General features: G+C 72.5%; 18 protein-coding genes. 2 read left to right on the top strand and 16 right to left on the bottom strand.

Annotation, left to right across the window (positions count from 1 at the left end; all coding sequences use genetic code 11):
• From RM609_RS20515 to RM609_RS20465, 11 genes are all read right to left on the bottom strand, one after another.
• Entirely contained in the window at nt 1-660 is a 660-nt protein-coding gene (locus RM609_RS20515; protein WP_311612860.1) for a response regulator, read from the bottom strand.
• Nucleotides 657-1,958 carry a sensor histidine kinase gene (locus RM609_RS20510; protein WP_438828489.1) on the bottom strand — a complete coding sequence of 434 codons (1,302 nt, stop codon included), beginning with the start codon at nt 1,956-1,958 and terminating at the stop codon, nt 657-659. The genes RM609_RS20515 and RM609_RS20510 overlap by 4 nt, the downstream gene beginning before the upstream one ends.
• 73 nt (nt 1,959-2,031) lie before the next feature.
• Nucleotides 2,032-3,300, bottom strand: a complete 1,269-nt coding sequence (kynU, locus tag RM609_RS20505; RefSeq protein ID WP_311612858.1) for a kynureninase — start codon at nt 3,298-3,300, stop codon at nt 2,032-2,034.
• A complete protein-coding gene (locus tag RM609_RS20500; RefSeq protein ID WP_311612856.1) occupies nt 3,260-4,081 on the bottom strand; it encodes a tryptophan 2,3-dioxygenase family protein in 822 nt (273 codons plus the stop codon). The genes kynU and RM609_RS20500 overlap by 41 nt, the downstream gene beginning before the upstream one ends.
• A gap of 135 nt (nt 4,082-4,216) precedes the next feature.
• Entirely contained in the window at nt 4,217-4,630 is a 414-nt protein-coding gene (locus RM609_RS20495) for a DUF3151 domain-containing protein (protein WP_311612855.1), read from the bottom strand.
• 49 nt (nt 4,631-4,679) lie between these two features.
• Nucleotides 4,680-6,239: an MFS transporter gene (locus RM609_RS20490; protein ID WP_311612854.1), complete on the bottom strand. Its 1,560-nt coding sequence runs from the start codon at nt 6,237-6,239 to the stop codon at nt 4,680-4,682.
• Between the two features lie 93 nt (nt 6,240-6,332).
• Complete coding sequence (gene fbaA / locus RM609_RS20485) at nt 6,333-7,355, bottom strand: class II fructose-bisphosphate aldolase (RefSeq protein ID WP_311612852.1); 1,023 nt, start codon at nt 7,353-7,355, stop codon at nt 6,333-6,335.
• Nucleotides 7,356-7,607: 252 nt separating this feature from the next.
• Complete coding sequence (gene pyrE / locus RM609_RS20480) at nt 7,608-8,156, bottom strand: orotate phosphoribosyltransferase (protein ID WP_311612851.1); 549 nt, start codon at nt 8,154-8,156, stop codon at nt 7,608-7,610.
• Between the two features lie 10 nt (nt 8,157-8,166).
• Nucleotides 8,167-8,964, bottom strand: a complete 798-nt coding sequence (locus RM609_RS20475) for an aldose epimerase family protein (protein ID WP_311612849.1) — start codon at nt 8,962-8,964, stop codon at nt 8,167-8,169.
• A 60-nt stretch (nt 8,965-9,024) separates the two neighbouring features.
• A complete protein-coding gene (locus RM609_RS20470) occupies nt 9,025-9,801 on the bottom strand; it encodes an SRPBCC domain-containing protein (protein ID WP_311612847.1) in 777 nt (258 codons plus the stop codon).
• Nucleotides 9,802-9,879: 78 nt separating this feature from the next.
• Nucleotides 9,880-10,530 (bottom strand): NAD(P)-dependent oxidoreductase, encoded by a 651-nt coding sequence (locus tag RM609_RS20465; protein ID WP_311612846.1) that lies wholly within the window; start codon nt 10,528-10,530, stop codon nt 9,880-9,882.
• A 131-nt stretch (nt 10,531-10,661) separates the two neighbouring features.
• Here RM609_RS20465 and RM609_RS20460 point away from each other — a divergent pair, with 131 nt between their 5' ends.
• A complete protein-coding gene (locus RM609_RS20460) occupies nt 10,662-11,573 on the top strand; it encodes a helix-turn-helix domain-containing protein (RefSeq protein ID WP_311612845.1) in 912 nt (303 codons plus the stop codon).
• Nucleotides 11,574-11,576: 3 nt separating this feature from the next.
• On the opposite strand, the gene RM609_RS20455 is transcribed toward RM609_RS20460, so the two are convergent.
• The 3 genes from RM609_RS20455 to RM609_RS20445 form a co-directional block, all read right to left on the bottom strand.
• Nucleotides 11,577-13,136, bottom strand: coding sequence for a polyamine aminopropyltransferase (locus RM609_RS20455; protein ID WP_311612844.1), 1,560 nt, complete (start codon nt 13,134-13,136; stop codon nt 11,577-11,579).
• A 132-nt stretch (nt 13,137-13,268) separates the two neighbouring features.
• Complete coding sequence (locus RM609_RS20450; protein ID WP_311612843.1) at nt 13,269-13,787, bottom strand: DUF2617 family protein; 519 nt, start codon at nt 13,785-13,787, stop codon at nt 13,269-13,271.
• A 368-nt stretch (nt 13,788-14,155) separates the two neighbouring features.
• Nucleotides 14,156-15,349, bottom strand: coding sequence for an aminotransferase class I/II-fold pyridoxal phosphate-dependent enzyme (locus tag RM609_RS20445; RefSeq protein ID WP_311613005.1), 1,194 nt, complete (start codon nt 15,347-15,349; stop codon nt 14,156-14,158).
• 280 nt (nt 15,350-15,629) lie between these two features.
• Here RM609_RS20445 and RM609_RS20440 point away from each other — a divergent pair, with 280 nt between their 5' ends.
• A complete protein-coding gene (locus tag RM609_RS20440; protein ID WP_311612842.1) occupies nt 15,630-16,856 on the top strand; it encodes a hypothetical protein in 1,227 nt (408 codons plus the stop codon).
• 55 nt (nt 16,857-16,911) lie between these two features.
• Here the strand turns inward: RM609_RS20440 and RM609_RS20435 are convergent, their stop codons facing one another.
• Together RM609_RS20435 and clpB are read right to left on the bottom strand one after the other, a co-directional pair.
• Nucleotides 16,912-17,433, bottom strand: coding sequence for a YbjN domain-containing protein (locus RM609_RS20435; protein WP_311612841.1), 522 nt, complete (start codon nt 17,431-17,433; stop codon nt 16,912-16,914).
• A gap of 78 nt (nt 17,434-17,511) precedes the next feature.
• Nucleotides 17,512-20,172 (bottom strand): ATP-dependent chaperone ClpB, encoded by a 2,661-nt coding sequence (gene clpB, locus RM609_RS20430; RefSeq protein WP_311613003.1) that lies wholly within the window; start codon nt 20,170-20,172, stop codon nt 17,512-17,514.
• Nucleotides 20,173-20,350: the final 178 nt, after the last annotated feature.

Here is a 20,350-nt window from a genome sequence, read left to right as displayed (position 1 = left end):
TCAGCCGCCCGGCCGGACCAGGCCCGCCTCGTACGCGAAGACGGCCGCCTGCGTCCGGTCCCGCAGGCCGAGCTTCACCAGGATCCGGCTGACGTGCGTCTTCACCGTCGACTCCGCCACCACCAGATGCTCCGCGATCTCCGCGTTCGAGCGCCCCTGGGCGACCAGCACCAGCACCTCCGTCTCCCGCTCCGTGAGGTCGCCGACGCGCTCCGGCGTGGGGGCCTTGGGGGTGCCCAGGCGGGAGAACTCCTGGATCAGCCGCTTGGTGACCGTGGGCGCCAGCAGCGCCTCGCCGTCGGCGACGACGCGCACGCCGTCGGCGAGCTGGCGGGCGGAGGCGTCCTTCAGCAGGAAGCCGCTCGCCCCGGAGCGCAGCGCCTGGTAGACGTACTCGTCCAGGTCGAAGGTGGTGAGCACCAGCACCTTCGCGCCCGAGTCGGCGGCGACGATCTCGCGGGTCGCCTCCAGGCCGTTCATGTTGGGCATGCGGATGTCCATGAGCACCACGTCCGGCCGCAGCTCGGCGACCTTGCGGACGGCGTCGAGGCCGTCCACGGCCTCCCCGATCACCTCGATGTCGGGCTGGGCGCCCAGCAGGACGGAGAAGCCCTCGCGGACCATCATCTGGTCGTCGACGATCAGCACACGGATGGTCATACGGCGGCCCCGCCCGGTGCGACGGGGAGGAAGGCGACGACCTCGAAGCCACCGTCGTGGGTGGGCTCCGCCGTCATCTCGCCGCCGAGCATCGTGACGCGCTCGCGCATGCCGAGGACGCCGTGGCCGGCGCCCGGGGAGGGCTTGGCGAGGCGGTCGGGGCGGCCGTTGACGATCCGCAGGCCGAGCCCGCCGAGGACGTAGGAGACCTCGATCCGGGCCGTGGCGCCGGGCGCGTGGCGCAGCACGTTGCTGAGCGCCTCCTGGACGATGCGGTACGCGGACAGCTCCACGCCCTGCGGCAGCGGCCGGACCGAGCCGGTCGTGACCCGGTCGACGGGGAGCCCGGCGGAGCGGACGTTGTCCAGCAGCCCGTCGAGGTCGGCGAGCGTGGGCTGCGGGGCCTCGGGGGCGGCGAAGGCGTCCGGGTTCTCGGACCGTACGACGCCGAGGACGCGGCGCAGCTCGGTGAGGGCGGCCACGGCGTTCTCCCGGATGGTGGCGAAGGCGGCGGCCAGCTCGGGCGGGGTGTCCTGGACGCGGTAGGGCGCGGCCTCGGCCTGGATGGCGACCACGGACATGTGGTGGGCGACGACGTCGTGGAGCTCGCGGGCGATGGTGGTGCGCTCCTCCAGCACGGTCCGCCGCGACCGCTCGACCTGGGTGACGGCGACCTGCTGGGCGACCTCCCGCTTGGACTCGCGCATGGCGCGCACGGCGGCCACGGCGAAGAGCAGCACGCCGGAGAGCACGGACATCTCGAAGACGTCGCTGCGGATGCCGTAGCTGCCGGCGAAGGAGACGAACACCTGGAAGGCCATGGTGATCAGCCACATCTCGGCGGCCAGCCGGGGGCGGGTACGGATGGTGACGAGCACCATGACGGCGACGTGGGAGATGTAGCCGCCGGGGGTCCAGGGCCCGCCGCCGATGGTCACGGCGGTGACGAAGGCCGCGCCGATCGACAGCCACCAGGCGCCGACGGGCCGCAGCAGCGTGGTCACCAGGGGGACGGCCACGAACAGCGCGAGGACCAGGCCGGACATGCTCGGCCGCTCGGTCAGGGTGCCCAGCGCGACCAGCCCCGCGAAGGCGGTGACCAGTGTGTGCGGCAGCCAGCGCGTATAGCGGCCCAGGCCCAAGGGGGCCATGCGGACCAGCGCGCTTCCGTCGCCGAGCGGCGGCAGCGGCCGGAAGGCGAAGGCGTCGGTGAACAGGTCCTTGCGTATCTCGTCGGTGGCGCTCTCCAGGAGGCGCATCTCGCTGCGCAGGCCGTTCGTGTCATGCGTCTTGGTCACACATCAACCGTAGGCAACGAGAACGGAGACGTCGTCCGCTTGTCAGCGGATCTCCGGGGGTCCGTCTCAAGTACTACGTGAGGACGTCCCCCAGCACCTCCCCCAGCGTCCGCGCCGCCCGCTCCACCTCGCCGAAGGTCGTGTACAGCGGGGTGAAGCCGAAGCGGAGGAGGTCCGGGGGGCGGTGGTCGCCGACCACGCCACGGCGGACGAGCTCGGCCATGGTCCCCGCGGCGGCCTCGGCCGGGGCGGCCTTCAGGGCCACCTGGCTCCCCCGTTCCGCGTGCGCGACGGGCGTGACGGACACGACCCGGCCGGCCGGTACGTACGCCTCCGCGCAGCGCAGGAAGAAGTCGGTGAGGGCGAGGCTCTTGGCCCGTACGGCCGTGAGGTCGACGTCCTCCCAGACGTCCAGGGCCGCGTCCAGCGCGAGCAGGGAGAGGATGTCCGGGGTGCCGACACGGCCGCACTGCGGGCCGCCGGCCGGGGTGTGGTCGGGGGCCATGCCGAAGGGGTCGGCGTGGGAGTTCCAGCCGGGCAGCGGGGAGTCGAAGCGGGGCTGGAGGTCCCGCCGGACGTAGAGGAAGGCGGGCGCCCCGGGGCCGCCGTTGAGGTACTTGTACGTACAGCCGACGGCGAGGTCCACGCCGTGCGCGTCCAGGCCGACGGGCAGCGCACCCGCGCTGTGGCACAGGTCCCAGACGATCCGCGCCCCGGTGGCGTGCACGGCGGCCGTGAGGGCGGGCAGGTCGTGGAGGCGGCCGGTGCGGTAGTCGACGTGGTTGACGAGGGCCACGGCGGTGCGGGGGCCGGCCGCGGCGGCGAGGTCGCCGACGGGGACGGCACGGATCCGGCAGCCGGTCAGCCGGGCCGCGGAGGCGGCGATGTAGCCGTCCGTGGGGAAGGTGCCCGCGTCGACGAGGATCTCGTCCCTGGCCCGGCCCCCGGCCCCCGCGCCCTCCCCCATGCGGACGGCGGCGACGACGGCCTTGAAGACGTTGACGCTCGTGGAGTCGCCCACGACGATCCGGCCGGGCCCGGCCCCGACGAGCCGCCCGACGCGGTCGCCGACCCGCTCGGGCGCGGTCCACCAGCCGGACTCGCTCCACGACCGGATGCGCAGCCGCCCCCACTCGCGCCCGACGACATCGGCCAGGCGGGCGGGGACGGCGCGCGGGAGGGCACCGAGGGAGTTCCCGTCGAGGTAGACGGTGTCGTCGTCGAGGACGAACTCCGCGCGCTTGGCGCGCAGCGCGTCGGCGGCGTCGAGGGCGGCGGCTTCCCCGCGTAACGTCCCTGGGTCAGACACGGCTTCGCGCCGTCCACAGTTCGGGGAAGACATGCTTCCCGGCCCGCTTCTCCAGCCAGGCGACCCCGGCCGAGCCGCCCGAGCCCACCTTGGCGCCCATGGCGCGTCTCGTGGCGACGAGGTGGTCGTTGCGCCAGCGCCACACCAGCTCCGCGACCTCGGTGAGGGCCTCGCCGAGCCGGCACTCGTCGGTGTTCTGGTCGCCCGCGTAGACGCGGTGCCAGACGTCCTCGACGGCCGGGTCGCTCGTGTAGCGCGTGGCGAGGTCGCGGTCGAGGACGGCGGCGGGTATCGCGTGGCCGCGCCGGGCCAGCCAGCCCAGCGCCTCGTCGTAGAGACCGGGCGCGTGGAGGGCCTTCTCCAGCTCCGCGTGGACGCGCGGCGCGCCCCGGTAGGGGACGAGCATCGCGGGGGACTTCTCGCCGAGCAGGAACTCCAGGCGGCGGTAGGTCGCCGACTGGAAGCCGGACGCCTCGCCCAGGGCGGCGCGGTAGGAGTTGAACTGGGTGGGCGTCAGATGGGCGAGCGGCTCCCAGGAGGAGTTGAGCGCCGCCAGCTCGTACGTGGACCGCTTGAGCGCGGCCATCGCGACGGGCAGTTCGTCCTCGCGCAGGGCGCGGGCGGCGGTCTCCCACTCATGGACGACGACCGTGAACCACAGCTCCATGACCTGGGTGGTGACGAGGAAGACCATCTCGCCGGGGTCGCTGGAGAGCGGCTTCTGAAGGTTCGTGAGGACCTCGGCGCGGACGTAGGCCTCGTACGGGGTCGTGCCCTCGAAGTCGAGGTGGGGGGCGGTGGGGGCGTGCGGCATCGCGGACTCCTCGCAGAGTGCTCCCGGGTAGCGGTCCGCCCCTTCCCGTCGGCATCGGAGCCCCGGTCCCCTGTGCGCATCTTGCGTCCCGGACACCGCCCACGGCAAGAGCCGTGGGCGGTGTCCGGGCAAGCGTCAGCCCAGGGTGCTGGCGGCCGTCGGGGAGCTGTCGCGGAGGAACTGGCTGCACCGCTCGTACTCCTCCTGCTCGCCGATCGCCTGGGCGGCGCGGGCGAGGGCGTGGAGGGCGCGCAGGAAGCCGCGGTTGGGCTCGTGCTCGAAGGGCACCGGGCCGTGGCCCTTCCAGCCGCTGCGGCGCAGCGCGTCGAGGCCGCGGTGGTAGCCGGTGCGGGCGTAGGCGTACGACTCGACGGTGCGGCCGGCCTCGTACGCGTCGTCGGCGAGCTGCGCCCAGGCCAGCGAGGACGACGGGTACTTGGCGGCGACGTCGGCGGGGGCCGCGCCGGAGGCGAGGAGCTCGCGCGGCTCGGGGTCGTCGGGCAGGTGGGTCGGGGGCGGTCCCCCGAGCAGGTTCTCGTGAATGGACATGGGGCCCAGTCTGCCGCAGCCGTGCGCGGTGCCGGAGGTCCCCTCGGGGTCATCGTTCCGCGTTACCGGCGGCGTCCCCCGGGTCCAGCGGCGGCGCGGTCACCCCGCAGTGGAAGGCGCACTCCGGGTGGCAGGACGCCGGTTTCGGCTCGCGGATCGTCCACCAGGCGATTCCGGCGCCGATGACCAGCGCTCCGGCGCAGTAGACCATGGCCGGGCCGAACGCGCCGGAGAAGGCCGCCGGGTCCCGGTAGGCGTCCGGTCCCATGCCCGCCGCCAGCGGCAGCGCGGCCACGGCGATCAGTCCGGCGGCCCGGGCGGCGGCGTTGTTGATGCCGCTGGCCAGCCCGGCCCGGGCCACGTCGACGGAGGCCAGGACCGTGGCGGTGAGCGGCGCGACCAGCGTGACCATGCCCAGGCCGAGGACGACGAGCGGGGGCAGCACGTCCCGCCAGTAGGAGGCGCCGTGCCCGACGCGCGTCATCAGCAGCATGCCCACCGCGCACAGCAGCGGCCCGACCGTGAGCGGGAGGCGCGGCCCGACGCGCTGCGCTATTCGGCCGGAGCGGGAGGACAGCAGCAGCATCAGCACGGTCGTGGGCAGCAGGGCCGTGCCGGCCTCCAGGGCGGACCAGCCGACGACGACCTGGAGCTGGAGGACGGAGAGGAAGAAGAAGCCGCTGAAGGCCGCGTAGACGAAGAACGTGACGACGTTGACGGACGAGAACAGCCGGACGCGGAAGATCCCGAGCGGCAGCATCGGATCGGGCCGCCGCCGCTCGACCCGGAGGAAGGCCGCCCCCAGCAGGACGCCCGCGACCGCGGGGACGATCACCCAGGCCGAGAGGCCCTTGTCGGGGGCGGCGATCAGCGCGTAGGTCACGGCGGCGAGGGTGAGCGCGCCCAGCGCGGCGCCGGCGGCGTCGAAGCGGCCGTGGGCCGTGGGGTCCCTGGTCTCGGGGACGTGCCGCCGGGCGACGAGGACGCACAGGGCGGCGGGCGGAAGGTTGATCAGGAACACCCAGCGCCAGCCGGGCCCGTCCACCAGCCAGCCGCCGACGAACGGGCCGACGGCCGCGGCCACCCCGCCCAGGCCCGACCAGGCGCCCACCGCGGCCGCCCGGTCGTCGGGGTGGAAGACCGCCTGGAGCACCGCGAGCGAGCCCGGGGTGAGCAGCGCGCCGCCGACGCCCTGGAGGGCCCGGGCGGCGATGAGCACCCGGACGTCGGGCGCGATGCCGCACAGCAGCGAGGCCAGGGCGAACCACACCACGCCGATCACGAACACCCGGCGGCGGCCGTAGCGGTCGCCCAGCGAGCCGCCGAGGAGGATCAGCCCGGCGAGGGTGAGCATGTAGGCGTTGACCGTCCACTGGAGGGCGGCGAGGTCGGCGCCCAGGTCCCGGCCGATGTGGGGCAGCGCGACATTGACGACGGTGCTGTCGAGCAGCGCCATGCCCGAGCCGAGGACGGTCGTCAGCACGACCCACCGGCCGGTGGGGGTGCCGAGGCGTACGGCGGCGGTGCCGGGCGGCCCGGCGCCCGGGCCGGCCTCCGGCCCGTCCGGCTGGGGGGACACCCGCCCGGGGTCCCGTGCGGAGTCGCTCATGCCCGGATCATCTCTCGCGGGGGCCGCCGCGGCCACAGGAAAGGGCCCGGCACGGTTCGTACGAACCGTGCCGGGCCCCTGACCCTTGGCGGGTTACTTCAGCTTGGTGCCGGTGGAGCGCAGGTCGGCACAGGCCTTGGTGACACGCGCGGCCATGCTCGCCTCGGCGAGCTTGCCCCAGGTGCGCGGGTCGTAGGTCTTCTTGTCGCCGACCTCGCCGTCGACCTTCAGGACGCCGTCGTAGTTCTTGAACATGTGGGCCGCCACCGGGCGGGTGAAGGCGTACTGGGTGTCGGTGTCGAGGTTCATCTTCACGACGCCGTTCTCCAGCGCGGTGCGGATCTCCTCCTCGGTGGAGCCGGAGCCGCCGTGGAAGACGAAGTCGAACGGGTCGGCCTTGCCGTGCTTGGCGGCGATGCCGTCCTGGAGGTCACGGAGCAGCTCGGGGCGGAGCACGACGTTGCCCGGCTTGTAGACGCCGTGGACGTTGCCGAAGGAGGCGGCCAGCAGGTAGCGGCCCTTCTCGCCCAGGCCCAGGGCCTCGGCGGTGCGCTCGACGTCCGAGACGGTGGTGTAGAGGTCGTCGTTGATCTCGTGGGAGACGCCGTCCTCCTCGCCACCGGTCGGGGTGATCTCGACCTCAAGGATGATCTTCGCCTTCACGGCCTCGGCGAGGAGCTCCTTGGCGATGGCCAGGTTCTCGTCGAGCTTCTCGGCGGAGCCATCCCACATGTGGGACTGGAAGAGCGGGTTCTGACCGGCGGCGACGCGCTCCTGGGAGATCGCGAGCAGCGGGCGGACATAGCCGTCCAGCTTGTCCTTCGGGCAGTGGTCGGTGTGCAGCGCGATGTTCACCGGGTACTTCTTGGCGACGACGTGCGCGAACTCGGCGAGGGCGACGGCGCCCGAGACCATGTCCTTGCTGTACTGGCCACCCAGGAATTCCGCGCCACCGGTGGAGATCTGGATGATGCCGTCGCTCTCCGCCTCGGCGAAGCCGCGCAGGGCGGCGTGCAGAGTCTGCGTCGAGGTCACATTGATGGCCGGGTAGGCGAACTTGCCTGCCTTCGCCCGGTCGAGCATCTCGTTGTAGACCTCGGGGGTTGCGATGGGCATCTGTCCGCTCCTTGTGATGTGCGGGTACGGGCTGAACGGGCCCTGACCTAGGGGGCGACGGTCATCGTCGAACCCATCTTCCCAGACTCCCGAAATTGCTCCACATGGTGCTGGTCACGGATCTTCAACGGAATAACCGAAGGGCGCGGTGTTTCACGTGAAACACCGCGCCCTTCAGGGTCGAACGGGGCTCGCACTTTCGCGCGAATTCCCACGAAAGTGCAGGTCAGGCCAGTAGGCCAGGCCGACGGATCAGGCCAGGCCGAGCTCGTCCAGGGAGTAGGCGTAGACGTAGGGAACGCCCGCGGTCTCGCTGATCTTCTCGGCGGCACCGGTCGCCCGGTCCACGATCGTGGCGACCGCGACGACCTCGCCACCGGCCTCGCGCACGGCCTCGACGGCCGTGAGCGGCGAGCCACCGGTGGTGGAGGTGTCCTCGACCACCAGGACGCGGCGGCCCTTGATGTCGGCACCCTCGATACGGCGCTGGAGACCGTGGGCCTTGGCCGCCTTGCGCACGACGAAGGCGTCCAGCGACTTCCCGCGCGCCGCGGCGGCGTGCAGCATCGCGGTCGCCACCGGGTCGGCACCCATGGTCAGGCCACCCACCGCGTCGAAGTCGAGCTCGGCCGTCGTGTCGAGCATGACCTGCCCGACCAGCGGCGCGGCCGTGCCGTCCAGGGTGACCCGGCGCAGGTCGATGTAGTAGTCGGCCTCCATGCCGGAGGAGAGGGTGACCTTGCCGTGGATCACGGCCTTGTCCTTGATCTGGCCCAGCAGTGCCTCACGCGCTTCGCTCATGTCCATGAGCTTAGGCCAGGCCCAGGGACCGCCAGGTCCAGGTCGTGGCGATCTCCAGGGGGTCGATCGGGGTGACGAGGCGGGGGTGGGTGTTCAGCCCGTTGGGCGGGCCGGACTGCGGTTCCACGCACACCGCTTCGGTCTGCTCGTCGTAGACCACGACCCACTCGGCGCGGCTGGTGACCTTCAGCTCCAGGGCGCCGGGCCAGGTGAGGGTGACATCGACGCCGTCGGGCATCCCGAAGCAGTCGTCCCAGGGGCCGGGCCGGGGATCGATCCGCCGTCCGGTGGGGAGGTGGTCGTCGCCGCGCTCCTCCTGCCAGGACGGTTGGAAACCGATCTCCACGTCCTTGCCCACGCCGAGGTTCCGCAGGAACCAGGGGTGCCAGCCGGCCTGCGCCGGGAAGGAGTCGTCATAGGTCTCGACGCCCATGGTGAGGGTGAGGGATTCCTCCGTCAGCTCCACCAGTTGGGTGACCCGGCCGCTGTACGGCCAGGGGTCGGCGAGGTCGTAGGTGAACGCGGCGGAGCGGTCATCGACCCGGGCGGTACGCCAGGCGACGTCCCGGCCGGTGCCGTGGATGGCGTGCGGGGCGGAGTTGATGGGCATCTGGTGCGTCTCGCCGCCGTCCCGGAAGCGGCCGAGCGCGATGCGGCCGCACCACGGGACCATGGGGAAGGCGCCATAGCGGGGGCCTTGGCGGAGCAGCTCGACTCCGTCGATCCTGAGGCCGGCGAGCCGGCATCCATTGCCCGGGTCCACGGTCACTTCGGCACGGCCGGCGGCCAACGTTACGTTTTCGCTCACGGGATTGACCCTAGGGCCTGGGGCTTGCCGCCGCCCCGGTCCCGCCAGGGGACCCGGCGTTCAGCGCCTGCGGCGGAACGCGCGGGTGACAACCACCGCACCCGCCAGCGCGATCGCCGCCGCCGGCGCGGCCCACCGCAGCACCGCCGTGCCGGTGGCCGCCTCGGGCGCCGGCACCGGCGCGTAGCGCCCACGCGGTGGCGCGTGGTCGACCTCCTCCGCGCTGCGGCCGATCATCGTGCGGCGGGCGTGCGCCGCCTCCGCCGGGGGCTCGCCGTCGAGGACGTCGTCCTCGAAGCCGCCCGCCCCGCCGAGCGGCCCGTCGTCCTCGCCGTCGCCGTCGGGCTCGGTGTCACCGTCGGACGCCGGTGCCGGCGCGGGCGCCGACACCGCCGGCACCTCCGCCGCGTCCTCCCGCAGCTCCTCCGCCAGCGCCGCCCCGAAGCGGTCGAGCAGCCGCCGCGCCACGGACTCGGCGGTCTTCGCGTCGAACTCCGCGAGCCGGCCCACGCCGGCGACCGTTCCCGTGCAGCTCAGCCGGGTGCCCCCGGGCGTCTCCTCCGGCTGCGCGCTCAGCGTGAGCGTCACCGTGCCGGAGCCCCGGGCCTCGGTGCCCTCACCGGAGAGCTGGTACGAGCCGTCCCGCTCGGTCAGCCGCATCTCACCCCGGTAGGTGATCGTGGATCCGCCGATGCGCAGCCGGAGCCGCCCGGTGAGGGCGGCACCGGACGAGGCGTCCTGCTGGAGGCCGGGGACGCAGCGGGCGACGCGCGCGGGGTCGGAGAGGACCCGCCGCACCGCACCGACGGGAAACGGAACGAACACCTCATGCTCCATAGCTAGCGAGCCTACCCATCGGGCCCCGCACCAGGCCCGCCCCGGTCGAATCCGATCGAACTTTCCGTCAGAAGACGGTCAGTCTCCGACAGTGAATCGCTCTCCGACGTGCTTGGGCGTCTCGATCTCGTCGATCAGCGCCACCGCGTAGTCCTCGGCGGAGATCCGGCTCTTGCCCTCCGCGTCCACGACGAGGTCGTCGAGCGCGCTGCGGTAGGTGCCCGAGCGCTCGCCGGGCTCGATCAGACCGGCCGGGGAGACATTGGTCCAGCGGACGTCGGAGACCGTGCGGTAGAAGTCCAGCGCGTCGCCGTGCGCGTGCATGATCTGGAGCAGGAACTCCGGCAGCCCCTCCGCGTCCCAGACCAGCTTGCCGTCCGGGGTCCGCAGCGAGCCCGCGCCGCCGACCGTGATCAGCCGGGGGGCCGTGTCGCCGAGCGTGCGCAGACCGGCGACCAGCGACTCCGCCGCGGGCTTGATGGTGGCGACATGGCCGGGGCCGTCGCCGCCGCCCACGGCGCTGACGACGACGTCCTGGCCCTTGGCCGCCGCGGCGACCGAGGCCGGGTCGAGGACGTCCCCGGTGGTGACGGTGAGGTTCGGGTGCTGCTCGGTGAGCTTGGCGGGGTCGCGGACGACGGCCGTGACCTGGTGGCCGCGGTCCAGCGCCTCGCGCAGGACGCGGGTGCCGATGGTGCCGGTGGCTCCGAAGAGGGCGATCTTCGCCATGAGGGTGTCTCCTGTCGCACGGTTCAAGGACGTGTGGTGACGTGGATGTGTGTGGTGATCGGTACGCGTGGTACGCAATGACCACGCTAGGAGCGACCGCACCACCCGGCCAGGTAGGCTCGCGTCTTCCCATGGTGAAAAAGCGACACACTGCCCGATGCACGTCCGTCGAGGGCGACGGCGGCATCCTGGAGCTCGCCTATGAGTCCCCGCCCGGCGCCCCGCCCGGGCTGGAGGTGATGCCCCTGGCCGAGCTGCGCGAGCGGGCCGCCGAGGGGTTGCTGACCAGGCCGCAGCGGCTGGACTTCCACCAGATCGTCGCCGTCGACGCCGGCTCCGCCGTCCACACCGTCGACTTCCGCACCCACACCCTCGACGCGGGATCGGTGCTGTGGGTCCGCCCCGGGCAGGTCCAGCAGTTCGGCGACGTCGACGCGATCGAAGGCACGGTCGTGCTCGTCCAGCCGGGTTTCATTCCCCCGGGCACGGCGGTCTCCGAAGCGGCGGACGACCCGTTCGGGCCGGTGCTGTGGCGGCCGGGCGACGAGGACCGGGAGGCCGTCTTCTGCGCCGTACGCCATCTGGCGACGGACTACCGCACCGGCGAGCGGCTGGCCTCCGCCATCCGCACGGAGGTACTGCGCCATCTGTTCTCGGTGCTGGTGCTGCGGCTGACGCACGCCTCCGCTCCCGTGAGCGGCCTGCCCGCCCCCGGGGACGCCTTTATGCGTTTCCGCGCCGCCGTGGAGCGCGACTTCGCCGCACATCGCCGGGTGGCCGACTACGCCCGGACCCTGGGCTACGCGCCCCGCACCCTGTCACGGGCCACCCTGGCGGCGGCCGGGGTCGGGGCGAAGGAGTTCGTCGACCGCCGGGTAATGCTGGAGGCCAAACGGCTGCTGGCGCACAGCGAGCTGCCCGCCGCGCGGATCGCCGAACGGCTCGGCTTCGCCGACGCCGCCAATTTCTCCAAGTTCTTCCAGCAGCGCGCGGGAGACACCCCCGGCGCCTTCCGGACGGCCCTGCGCGGTCAGCCCGCGTAGCCGTCAGCCCGCATAGCGCGGGTGCATCAGCGTCGACGGCAGGGCGCCCACCTCCTTGCGGCGCTCGGCCGCCCGGCCCTCGGCGCGCAGCGTCTCCGGGGTGAGGGACGGCAGGGGCGGCCGGGCCTCGGCCAGCGCCAGCCGTACCGGCGCCCGCGCGGCCAGCAGGAACCCCCAGTCCCGCTCGGGCGCCCCGCGTCCCTGGGGGACGGCCGCGCGATAGGGCGCGGTGCGCAGCCCCACGGACCGCAGCGTCGCGTCGACGGTCCAGAAGACATGCGGCCGGGCGTCGAGGTCTCCCCCGTGCACGGCTATTCGGCCGCCGGGGGCGAGGACGCGCGTCACCAGCCCGTAGAACTCCTGGGAGTAGAGCTTGGTACTGGGCGTCAGCCCCGGGTCGGGCAGATCGGAGATCACCACGTCGTACGGGCCGACGGCCGGCCGGCCCTCGCGCAGCCAGTCGAAGGCGTCGGCGGTCACCACCCGCACCCGTGGATCGCGGTACGCCCGGCGGTTGAGGGCGGCGAGGCCGGGATCCGTCCGGGCCAGCCGCAGCACCTCGGGGTCGAGCTCGACGACGGTCACGGAGCGGACGTCGGCGTAGCGCAGCACCTCGCGGACGGCGAGGCCGTCGCCGCCGCCGAGGACGAGGACCCGGCGGTGCGCCCCGGCCATGGCGGGGTGGACGAGCGCTTCGTGATAGCGGGGCTCGTCATCCCCGCTGACCTTCAGCCGGCCGTCGAGGAAGAGGGAGAGCGGCCGCCCGTCGCCGTCCCCGCCGGCCAGCACCACCTCCTGGACCCCCGATCGCACCGCGACCCTTACATCCGTGCCGTAGACGGCCTGCCGGGCGGCCCGTTCGAAGGGGCCGGTGAGCACCGAGCCCGCCGCCAGCACCACCAGCACCAGGCCATTGGCGGTGAGCAGCGCCCAGCGGGCCCGCGTCGACAGATCGCGCCGGAAGAGCCAGAGCACCAGCGCCCCGCCCGCCACGGCGTTGACCGCGCCGGTGACCAGGGCGCCCGTCAACTGGCCCAGCACGGGCAGCAGTAGGAAGGGAAAGGCGAGCCCGCCGACCAGGGCGCCCACATAGTCGGCGGCGAAGAGATCGGCGACCGCGCAGCCCGCGTCCTGGCGGCGGATGCGCTGGATGAGCGTCATCAGCAGCGGCACCTCGGCTCCGATGAGCACCCCGATCATGAGCGAGAAGCCCACCATGGCGAGCCGGGCCTGCCCGTACCAGGCGAAGCAGGCGTAGAGCGCCATGGCGGAGAGGCCGCCGGTCAGCGCGAGCACCGCCTCGACGACGGCGAAGCCGAGCGCCGGGCGGGCGCGCAGCCGCTTGGCGAGCAGCGAGCCGATGCCCATGGCGAAGACCATGACCGACAGCACGACGGACGCCTGCGTGACGGAGTCGCCGAGGAGGTAGGAGGCGAGGGCGACCAGCTCCAGCTCGTAGACGAGCCCGCAGGCGGCGCAGACGAAGACCGTGGTCAGCACGGCGAGACGGCCGAGCCCGGCCGGTACGGGCAGCCGCGCCGGTACCGGGCGGTGGAGGACCATGCGGTAACGCTACGTCACGAACCAGGGCCCCCTTGTCACCCACACGGGTTTAATATTCACGCGCCTGGGCGACTCCCACAGGGGCGCGGTCATCTCTCACAAGATCCCTTACAAGGTCTCTTACAAGATCTCTTACAGGGGCGCGGTCATCCGCACGCCGACCCGGGTCCGGGTGGCCACCAGCCGCCCCTCCTGGGGGTACGCGTGCCAGGTGCGCCAGCTGATCTGGCCGTCGCGGCGCTGGGCGAGCAGGGCCGTGAAGGCGTGGGGATCGCCGGGAAACGTTCCGGCCAGCCCCTGGGGGTGTTCGGCGACCAGCGCCAGGAGCTCCTGGGCGCGGCCCGCGAACGAACATCGCGAGAGGGTCTCCACCCGGGCCGCGAACTCGTACTCCCACGCGCCCACGCGCTTGGCGACACCGAGGGGCAGCGGGGTCTGGCTGCCGGGTATGCAGGCGACCGTCTCCGAGCAGAGTCCGTCCTCCTCTTCGAGTATGACCTGGTGGGAGGCGCCCAGCAGGCGCAACTGCACCGCCGAGTCGTCGAGTTGCAGATCGAGCACCGCCAGCGCTGGCAGGGGGTCCTTCCCCAGACACCAGGCGAGATCGGCGGCGCGGGTATCGGTGTAGGTGGTCTTGAGGGTGGTGAGCATGGGTCGGCTCCGCGAGCGGCAGTGGAGGGTGGGCCGGCCCGCCCCGAGGAGGACCAGATTCCTGATCGAGTGCGCCGGCTCATGCCCACATTTGAGGTCCCGCGGACCGGTTCCGGCAGGGGCCATTCCGGTGTGCTGGGATTCCCGGGGATTGTCTCAACGTGGCTCTGATTGAGAGGAAATCACGAAAGAGCGGCGCCCACAGCGGTTTTACCCATCATCTGCAACTTTCCATCCACCCGAGGGCCATGCAGTTCAAATGTTCAACAGACCGGCGCACATAAGTTCAACACCTCGGCGTCCGGCGGATACGGAAAACCCGCCGGACGCATATGCGGCTGGGCATGAGCCCCTTGCAAATCTCCCGATCAGGCGGCGGCGATCAGCTTCTCCACGGCCTCGACCACGGACTTCTCCCGCCGGCAGAAGGAGAAACGCACCAGATGGGAGGGGGCGTCCGGAGCGAGCTGGAAGGCGGAGGTGGGAATCGCCACCACCCCGGCGCGCAGCGGCAGTTCACGGCAGAATCGCACGCCGTCCGCGTGCCCCCACGCGCGGATGTCCGCCTGGAGGAAATATCCCGCCTCCGCGCGATAGGGGCGCAGACCGGCCCGGGTGAGCCCCTCGCTCAGCAGATCCCGGTTACGGCGCAGAGTGCGCCGGAGCTCCCCCGCCCACTCCTCCACGCCCCCCAATGCCCGCGCGAGCGCCTCCTGATAGGGCGTACCGGACGCATAAGTGAGGAATTGTTTCGCCGCCGCCACCGCCGACACCAGCCGGGCCGGACCGCACACCCAGCCGACCTTCCACCCCGTGACGTTGAAGGTCTTGCCGGCCGAGGAGATGGTCAGGGTCCGCTCCCGCATCCCCGGCAGGGCGGCGATCGTCCGGTGCGGCACGTCGTCGTAGACCAGGTGCTCGTAGACCTCGTCCGTCACCACCGTCAGATCGCGTTCCCGGCAGAGCTCCGCGATCGCCGCCAGCTCCGCCGCCGTGAACACCTTCCCGGTGGGGTTGTGCGGGGTGTTGAGCATCAGGACGCGGGTACGGCCGGTGACGGCGGCCCGCAGCGCGTCCAGGTCCAGTACGAAGCCGGGCCGTCCGTCCGCGCCTGTCTCCTCGGCCAGGGGCACCGGCGCCAGCCGCGCCCCGGCGAAGCGGGCCACCGCCGGATAGGCGTCGTAGCAGGGGTCGAAGGCGAGGACCTCGTCACCCGGATCGCACAGCGCCATCAGCGCCGCCGCGATCGCCTCCGTGGCACCCGTGGTCACCAGCACCTCGCCCTGCGGCGCGTACTCCAGCCCGTACCGCCGCCGCTGGTGCCCAGCGACGGCCTCGCGCAGCGCGGGGAAGCCATAGGCGGGCGGGTACTGGTTGGCGCCCGCCAGCACCGCCGCGGCGGCCTCCTCCAGCAGCGGGCGGGGCCCGTCCAGCTCGGGCACCCCCTGGCCCAGGTTGACCGCCCCGGTCCGCCGCGCCAGCTCGGTCATCTCCGTGAAGACCGACTCCCCCATGCCCCGCACCCGCTCCGCCGGGCGCCAGCCCGTCTCCCTGGTGTCCATGCTCATCCCCACTCCCGTTGTCCCATCGGGTCATTCCGGTCCGGACGATCGAGATCACGATAGGCGGGGCGCGCGGCGCCGCCCAGCACACCGGACGGCCCCAGCACACCGGGCGGCCTTCGGCCCGCCGACACTCCGGGGTGCGCCCGAGCGGGTGGAAGGCACACCGCTTACGGGCGTTTCCCGGTCGCGCGCGCGAGGACCGCGCCGCATGGTCGGTATGCCTCGATCGTTCCGGTCGGTGTGCCTCGACCGTCCCGTCCCGCACCGGAGGTACCCCGTGTCCGCCGGCCCCGCCGTCCACCGTGACGCAGTGCCCGTCCGGGCCCCCGAACCGCGCCGCGCCCCCCAGGGCCGCCGCCGTCCCGGCCGTACCGACCGCGTTCGCGCGGCGCTGCGCCGGGCGCTGCCCGCGCTCGGGCTCTACGCCGCCACCCGGCTGACCGGCATGACGGTGATGGCCGCGTGGGCCTGGTGGATCGGCAAGCACCCGCGCACCCTCCTCGGCCACCTCTGGGACGGCATCTGGTACGCGGGCGTCGCCCGCCACGGCTACGGCCTGGTCGTCCCCTCGCCCACCACCAAGGGCGTCTTCTACAACGACCTCGCCTTCTTCCCCCTCTACCCCGGGCTGGTCCGGGGCGTCGTGGCCGTGCTGCCGGTCAGCGTCGTCACGGCCGGGCTCCTGGTGGCGTGGGCGGCCGCCGGGGCCGCCGCCTGGGGCGTCTACGCGGTCGGCGAGCGGCTGCACGGCCGCCGCGTGGGCACGGTCCTGGTGCTGCTGTGGGGGCTGCTGCCGCACGCGATCGTGCAGACCATGGCGTACACCGAGTCCCTGATGACCGCGCTGGCCGCCTGGTCGCTCTACGCCCTGTGCACCCGCCGCTGGCTCTGGGCCGGGGCGCTGGCGCTGCTCGCCGGGCTCTCCCGGCCCAACGCGATCGCCGTGGCCGCCGCGATCGCCGTCGCCGCGGCCATCACCCTGTGGCGCGATCCGGACGCCCGCCGGGACCGGCGGATCTGGGCGGGCACGGCCATGGCGCCGCTGGGCTGGGCGGGCTATGTCGTCTGGGCCGGCCTCCAGTCCGGGGGCGGGCCGCTGGGCTACTTCAGGGTGCAGCGGCTGTGGGGCTCGCGCTTCGACTTCGGGCGCGACGCCTTCCTCTTCACCCGGCACCTGTTCACCGGCCGGGACTCCATGGCGTACTACGTCACCCTGGCGATCCTCGCCGTCGCCCTCGTCGCCCTGGTCTTCCTGGCCCTGGACCGGCCGCCCGCCGCGCTGCTGGCGTACGCGCTGGTGCTGGCCGTCATCGCGGTCGGCGGCTCCAGCTACTTCGCCTCCAAGCCGCGGTTCCTGCTGCCGGCCTTTCCGCTGCTGCTGCCGGCCGCCGTGGCGATGGCGAGAGCCCGGCCGCGCACCGTCGTCGTGACGATCGGCGCGCTGGCCGGGCTCTCGTTCCTCTACGGGACCTATCTGCTGACCGTGGCCAGGGTCCCGATGTAACCGCTGTAACCGCTGCAGCCGCTGTCGCGACTGAGACAGCCAAGACGCGAAAGGCTCAGGCCTCGTCGTCCGGCTTCTCGATCTCGGCCTCCAGGCCCAGCTGCTCGACGAGCCACTTGTCGAACTCGATCGAGGCACGCACCCAGCTGACCGTGCTGGAGACGAAGTGCTCCAGGGCCACGCCGACGCCGATCAGCATCTGCGCCTCACCGATCAGACGGACGGTGCCGTCGTCGTGGGTGTGGGTGTAGACCTTCGGCCACAGCGTGCGGCGGTTCCAGTCGTCGATGGCCTCAAGGAGCTTGCCCTTGGCCTCGATGTCGTGCGGACGGTCGTAGAACGTGCGCACGGAGAAGACCTGCTGCTCCTCCTCGCCCCGGAACATGAAGTACGTCCGGAACTGCTCCCACGGCGCGGCGAGGTCACCCTCGTCGTCCTCGACGTACTTGAGCTCCATCTGCTCCAGGAGCTGCTTGATCAGGTCCTTGTCCGGGATGACGGGGCCACTCGCGCCCGCCTCATGCTGCGGCTCGGGCTGGTTCCCGAAATTCGGAATCGAGGACGGGTCGATGCTCACCGATTTCTTCCCTTCGTACGGTCTCCCGCCATCCTCCCCCATCGCGGGCGGGGCCTGGTAGCCCCGCCCCGCCGGATGTCATGGCGTTTTCTCGAACGCCTCTTCCCGCACCGGCGAAACGGTAAGCTCCTGCGCTCCGTCCGCCACATCGACGCGAACCGTGTCCCCGTCCCGGACCTCCCCGGAGAGGATCGCGCGGGCGAGCCGGTCGCCGATGGCCGTCTGGACCAGCCGGCGCAGCGGCCGCGCGCCATAGGCCAGGTCCGGCTGAGCGGCGCCTTCCGCCCCCGGCTCGTGGCCGAGCCAGGCGAGCCAGCGCAGGGCCTCGTCGCTGACGTCCAGGGTGAGCCGGCGGTCGGTGAGACGGCGCTGGAGGTGGCCGATCTGGATGCGGGCGATCCGCTCCAGCTGGTCGGTGCCCAGCGGGTGGAAGACGACGGTGTCGTCGAGCCGGTTGAGGAATTCGGGTCGGAAGGAGGCGCGGACGGTCTCCAGCACCCTCTCCTTCTTCTGCTCCTCCTTCAGCAGCGGGTCCATCAGGAAGGCCGAGCCGAGGTTGGAGGTGAGGATGAGGATGGTGTTGCGGAAGTCCACCGTCCGTCCCTGGCCGTCGGTGAGCCGGCCGTCGTCCAGGACCTGGAGCAGGATGTCGAAGACCTCGTGGTGGGCCTTCTCCACCTCGTCCAGCAGCACCACCGTGTACGGGCGGCGGCGCACGGCCTCGGTGAGCTGGCCGCCCTCCTCGTAGCCGACGTAGCCGGGGGGCGCGCCGACCAGGCGGGCGACGGAGTGCTTCTCGCCGTACTCGCTCATGTCGATGCGGACCATCGCCCGCTCGTCGTCGAAGAGGAAGTCGGCGAGCGCCTTGGCCAGCTCGGTCTTGCCGACGCCGGTGGGGCCGAGGAAGAGGAACGAGCCGGTGGGACGGTCGGGGTCGGCGATCCCGGCCCGCGAGCGCCGCACGGCGTCGGAGACGGCGCGTACGGCCTCGGCCTGGCCGATCAGCCGCTTGCCCAGCTCCTCCTCCATGCGCAGCAGCTTCTGCGTCTCACCCTCCAGCAGCCGGCCGGCGGGGATGCCGGTCCAGGAGGCGACGACGTCGGCGATGTCGTCCGGGCCGACGTCCTCCTTGACCATGAGGTCCTTGGTGGCGGCCTCCTGCTCGGCCTCCACCTCGGCCTTCGCGGCCTCCTCCAGCTCGCGCTCGACGGCCGGGATCTCCCCGTAGAGCAGCTTGGAGGCGGCGTCGAAGTCGCCGTCGCGCTGGGCGCGCTCGGCCTGCACCCGCAGATCGTCCAGGCGCTCCTTCAGCTCACCGACGCGGTTGAGGGACTGCTTCTCCTTCTCCCAGCGGGCGGTCAGGCCGCGCAGCTCCTCCTCCTTGTCGGCGAGGTCGCGGCGGAGCTTGGCCAGGCGCTCCTTGCTGGCCTCGTCGGACTCGTTGCGCAAGGCCAGCTCCTCCATCTTCAGCCGGTCGACGGCGCGCTGGAGCTCGTCGATCTCCACGGGCGAGGAGTCGATCTCCATCCGCAGCCGGGACGCGGCCTCGTCGACGAGGTCGATGGCCTTGTCGGGCAGGAAGCGGGAGGTGATGTACCGGTCGGAGAGCGTGGCGGCGGCGACCAGCGCGGAGTCGGCGATCTGCACCTTGTGGTGCGCCTCGTAACGGCCCTTGAGGCCGCGCAGGATGGCGATGGTGTCCTCGACGGACGGCTCGGCCACCAGCACCTGCTGGAAGCGGCGCTCCAGCGCGGGGTCCTTCTCGATCCGCTCGCGGTACTCGTCGAGGGTGGTCGCGCCGACCATGCGCAGCTCGCCGCGCGCCAGCATGGGCTTGAGCATGTTGCCCGCGTCCATGGCGGAATCCCCGCCGGCGCCGGCGCCCACGACGGTGTGGAGCTCGTCGATGAAGGTGATGATCTGGCCGTCGCTGGCCTTGATCTCGGCCAGGACGGTCTTCAGCCGCTCCTCGAACTCGCCCCGGTACTTCGCGCCCGCGACCATCGCGCCCAGGTCGAGCGCGACCAGCCGCTTGTTCCTCAGCGACTCGGGAACGTCACCCTTCACTATCCGCTGCGCGAGCCCCTCGACGACGGCCGTCTTGCCGACGCCGGGCTCACCGATGAGCACGGGGTTGTTCTTCGTCCGCCGCGAGAGCACCTGCACCACGCGCCGGATCTCGTGGTCCCGGCCGATGACGGGGTCGAGCTTGCCGTCCCGGGCGGCGGCCGTGAAGTCCGTGCCGAACTTCTCCAGCGCCTTGTACGTGCCCTCCGGGTCGGGCGTCGTCACGCGCCGGCCGCCACGGGCCGCCTCGAACGCCTCCAGCAGCTTCTTGGCGGAAGCGCCCTGCTGGTCCAGAAGCGCGCCGCTGCGGCCGCCGCGCGCGGCGAGGCCCATCAGCAGATGCTCGGTCGAGATGTACTCGTCGCCCAGGTCACGGGCGCGGTCGGCGGCGTCCGCGAGGACGGCCATCAGCTCCCGGTCCGGCTGCGGCGGCGCCACGGTCGACCCCTGGACGCTCGGCAGCCCCGCCAGCAGCCGCTCGGCCCCCGACCGCAGCGCGGCGGCGTCGGCCTCGACGGCGGCGAGGAGATCCATCACGTTCTCGTTCTCCTGGCCGGCCAGGAGGGCCAGCAGGAGGTGGACCGGCGTCAGGTCGGCGTGCCCGGCCGACACGGCACGGTCGTTAGCGGCGCTCAGCGCTTCCCGGCTCTTGTTGGTCAGCTCGGCGTCCACGGTGACGGGCTCCTCCTCGTACTCACAGGCCTTGCCTGCCGGAACATGCAATAAGTTGAGTCTATTCCACTCAACCTTCGCCGCGCAGCCCTCACGCCCGAAAAGTACAGCCATTCCCCTTTCCGGGCGGAGCTGTGCCAAGATCATTTACGGCGTTCCCCCCACCAAACGGCGCCAA

It is taken from the genome of Streptomyces hesseae, from assembly GCF_031845785.1.
Classification (GTDB): domain Bacteria; phylum Actinomycetota; class Actinomycetes; order Streptomycetales; family Streptomycetaceae; genus Streptomyces; species Streptomyces hesseae.
This window is presented reverse-complemented; position numbering and strand designations above follow the sequence as displayed.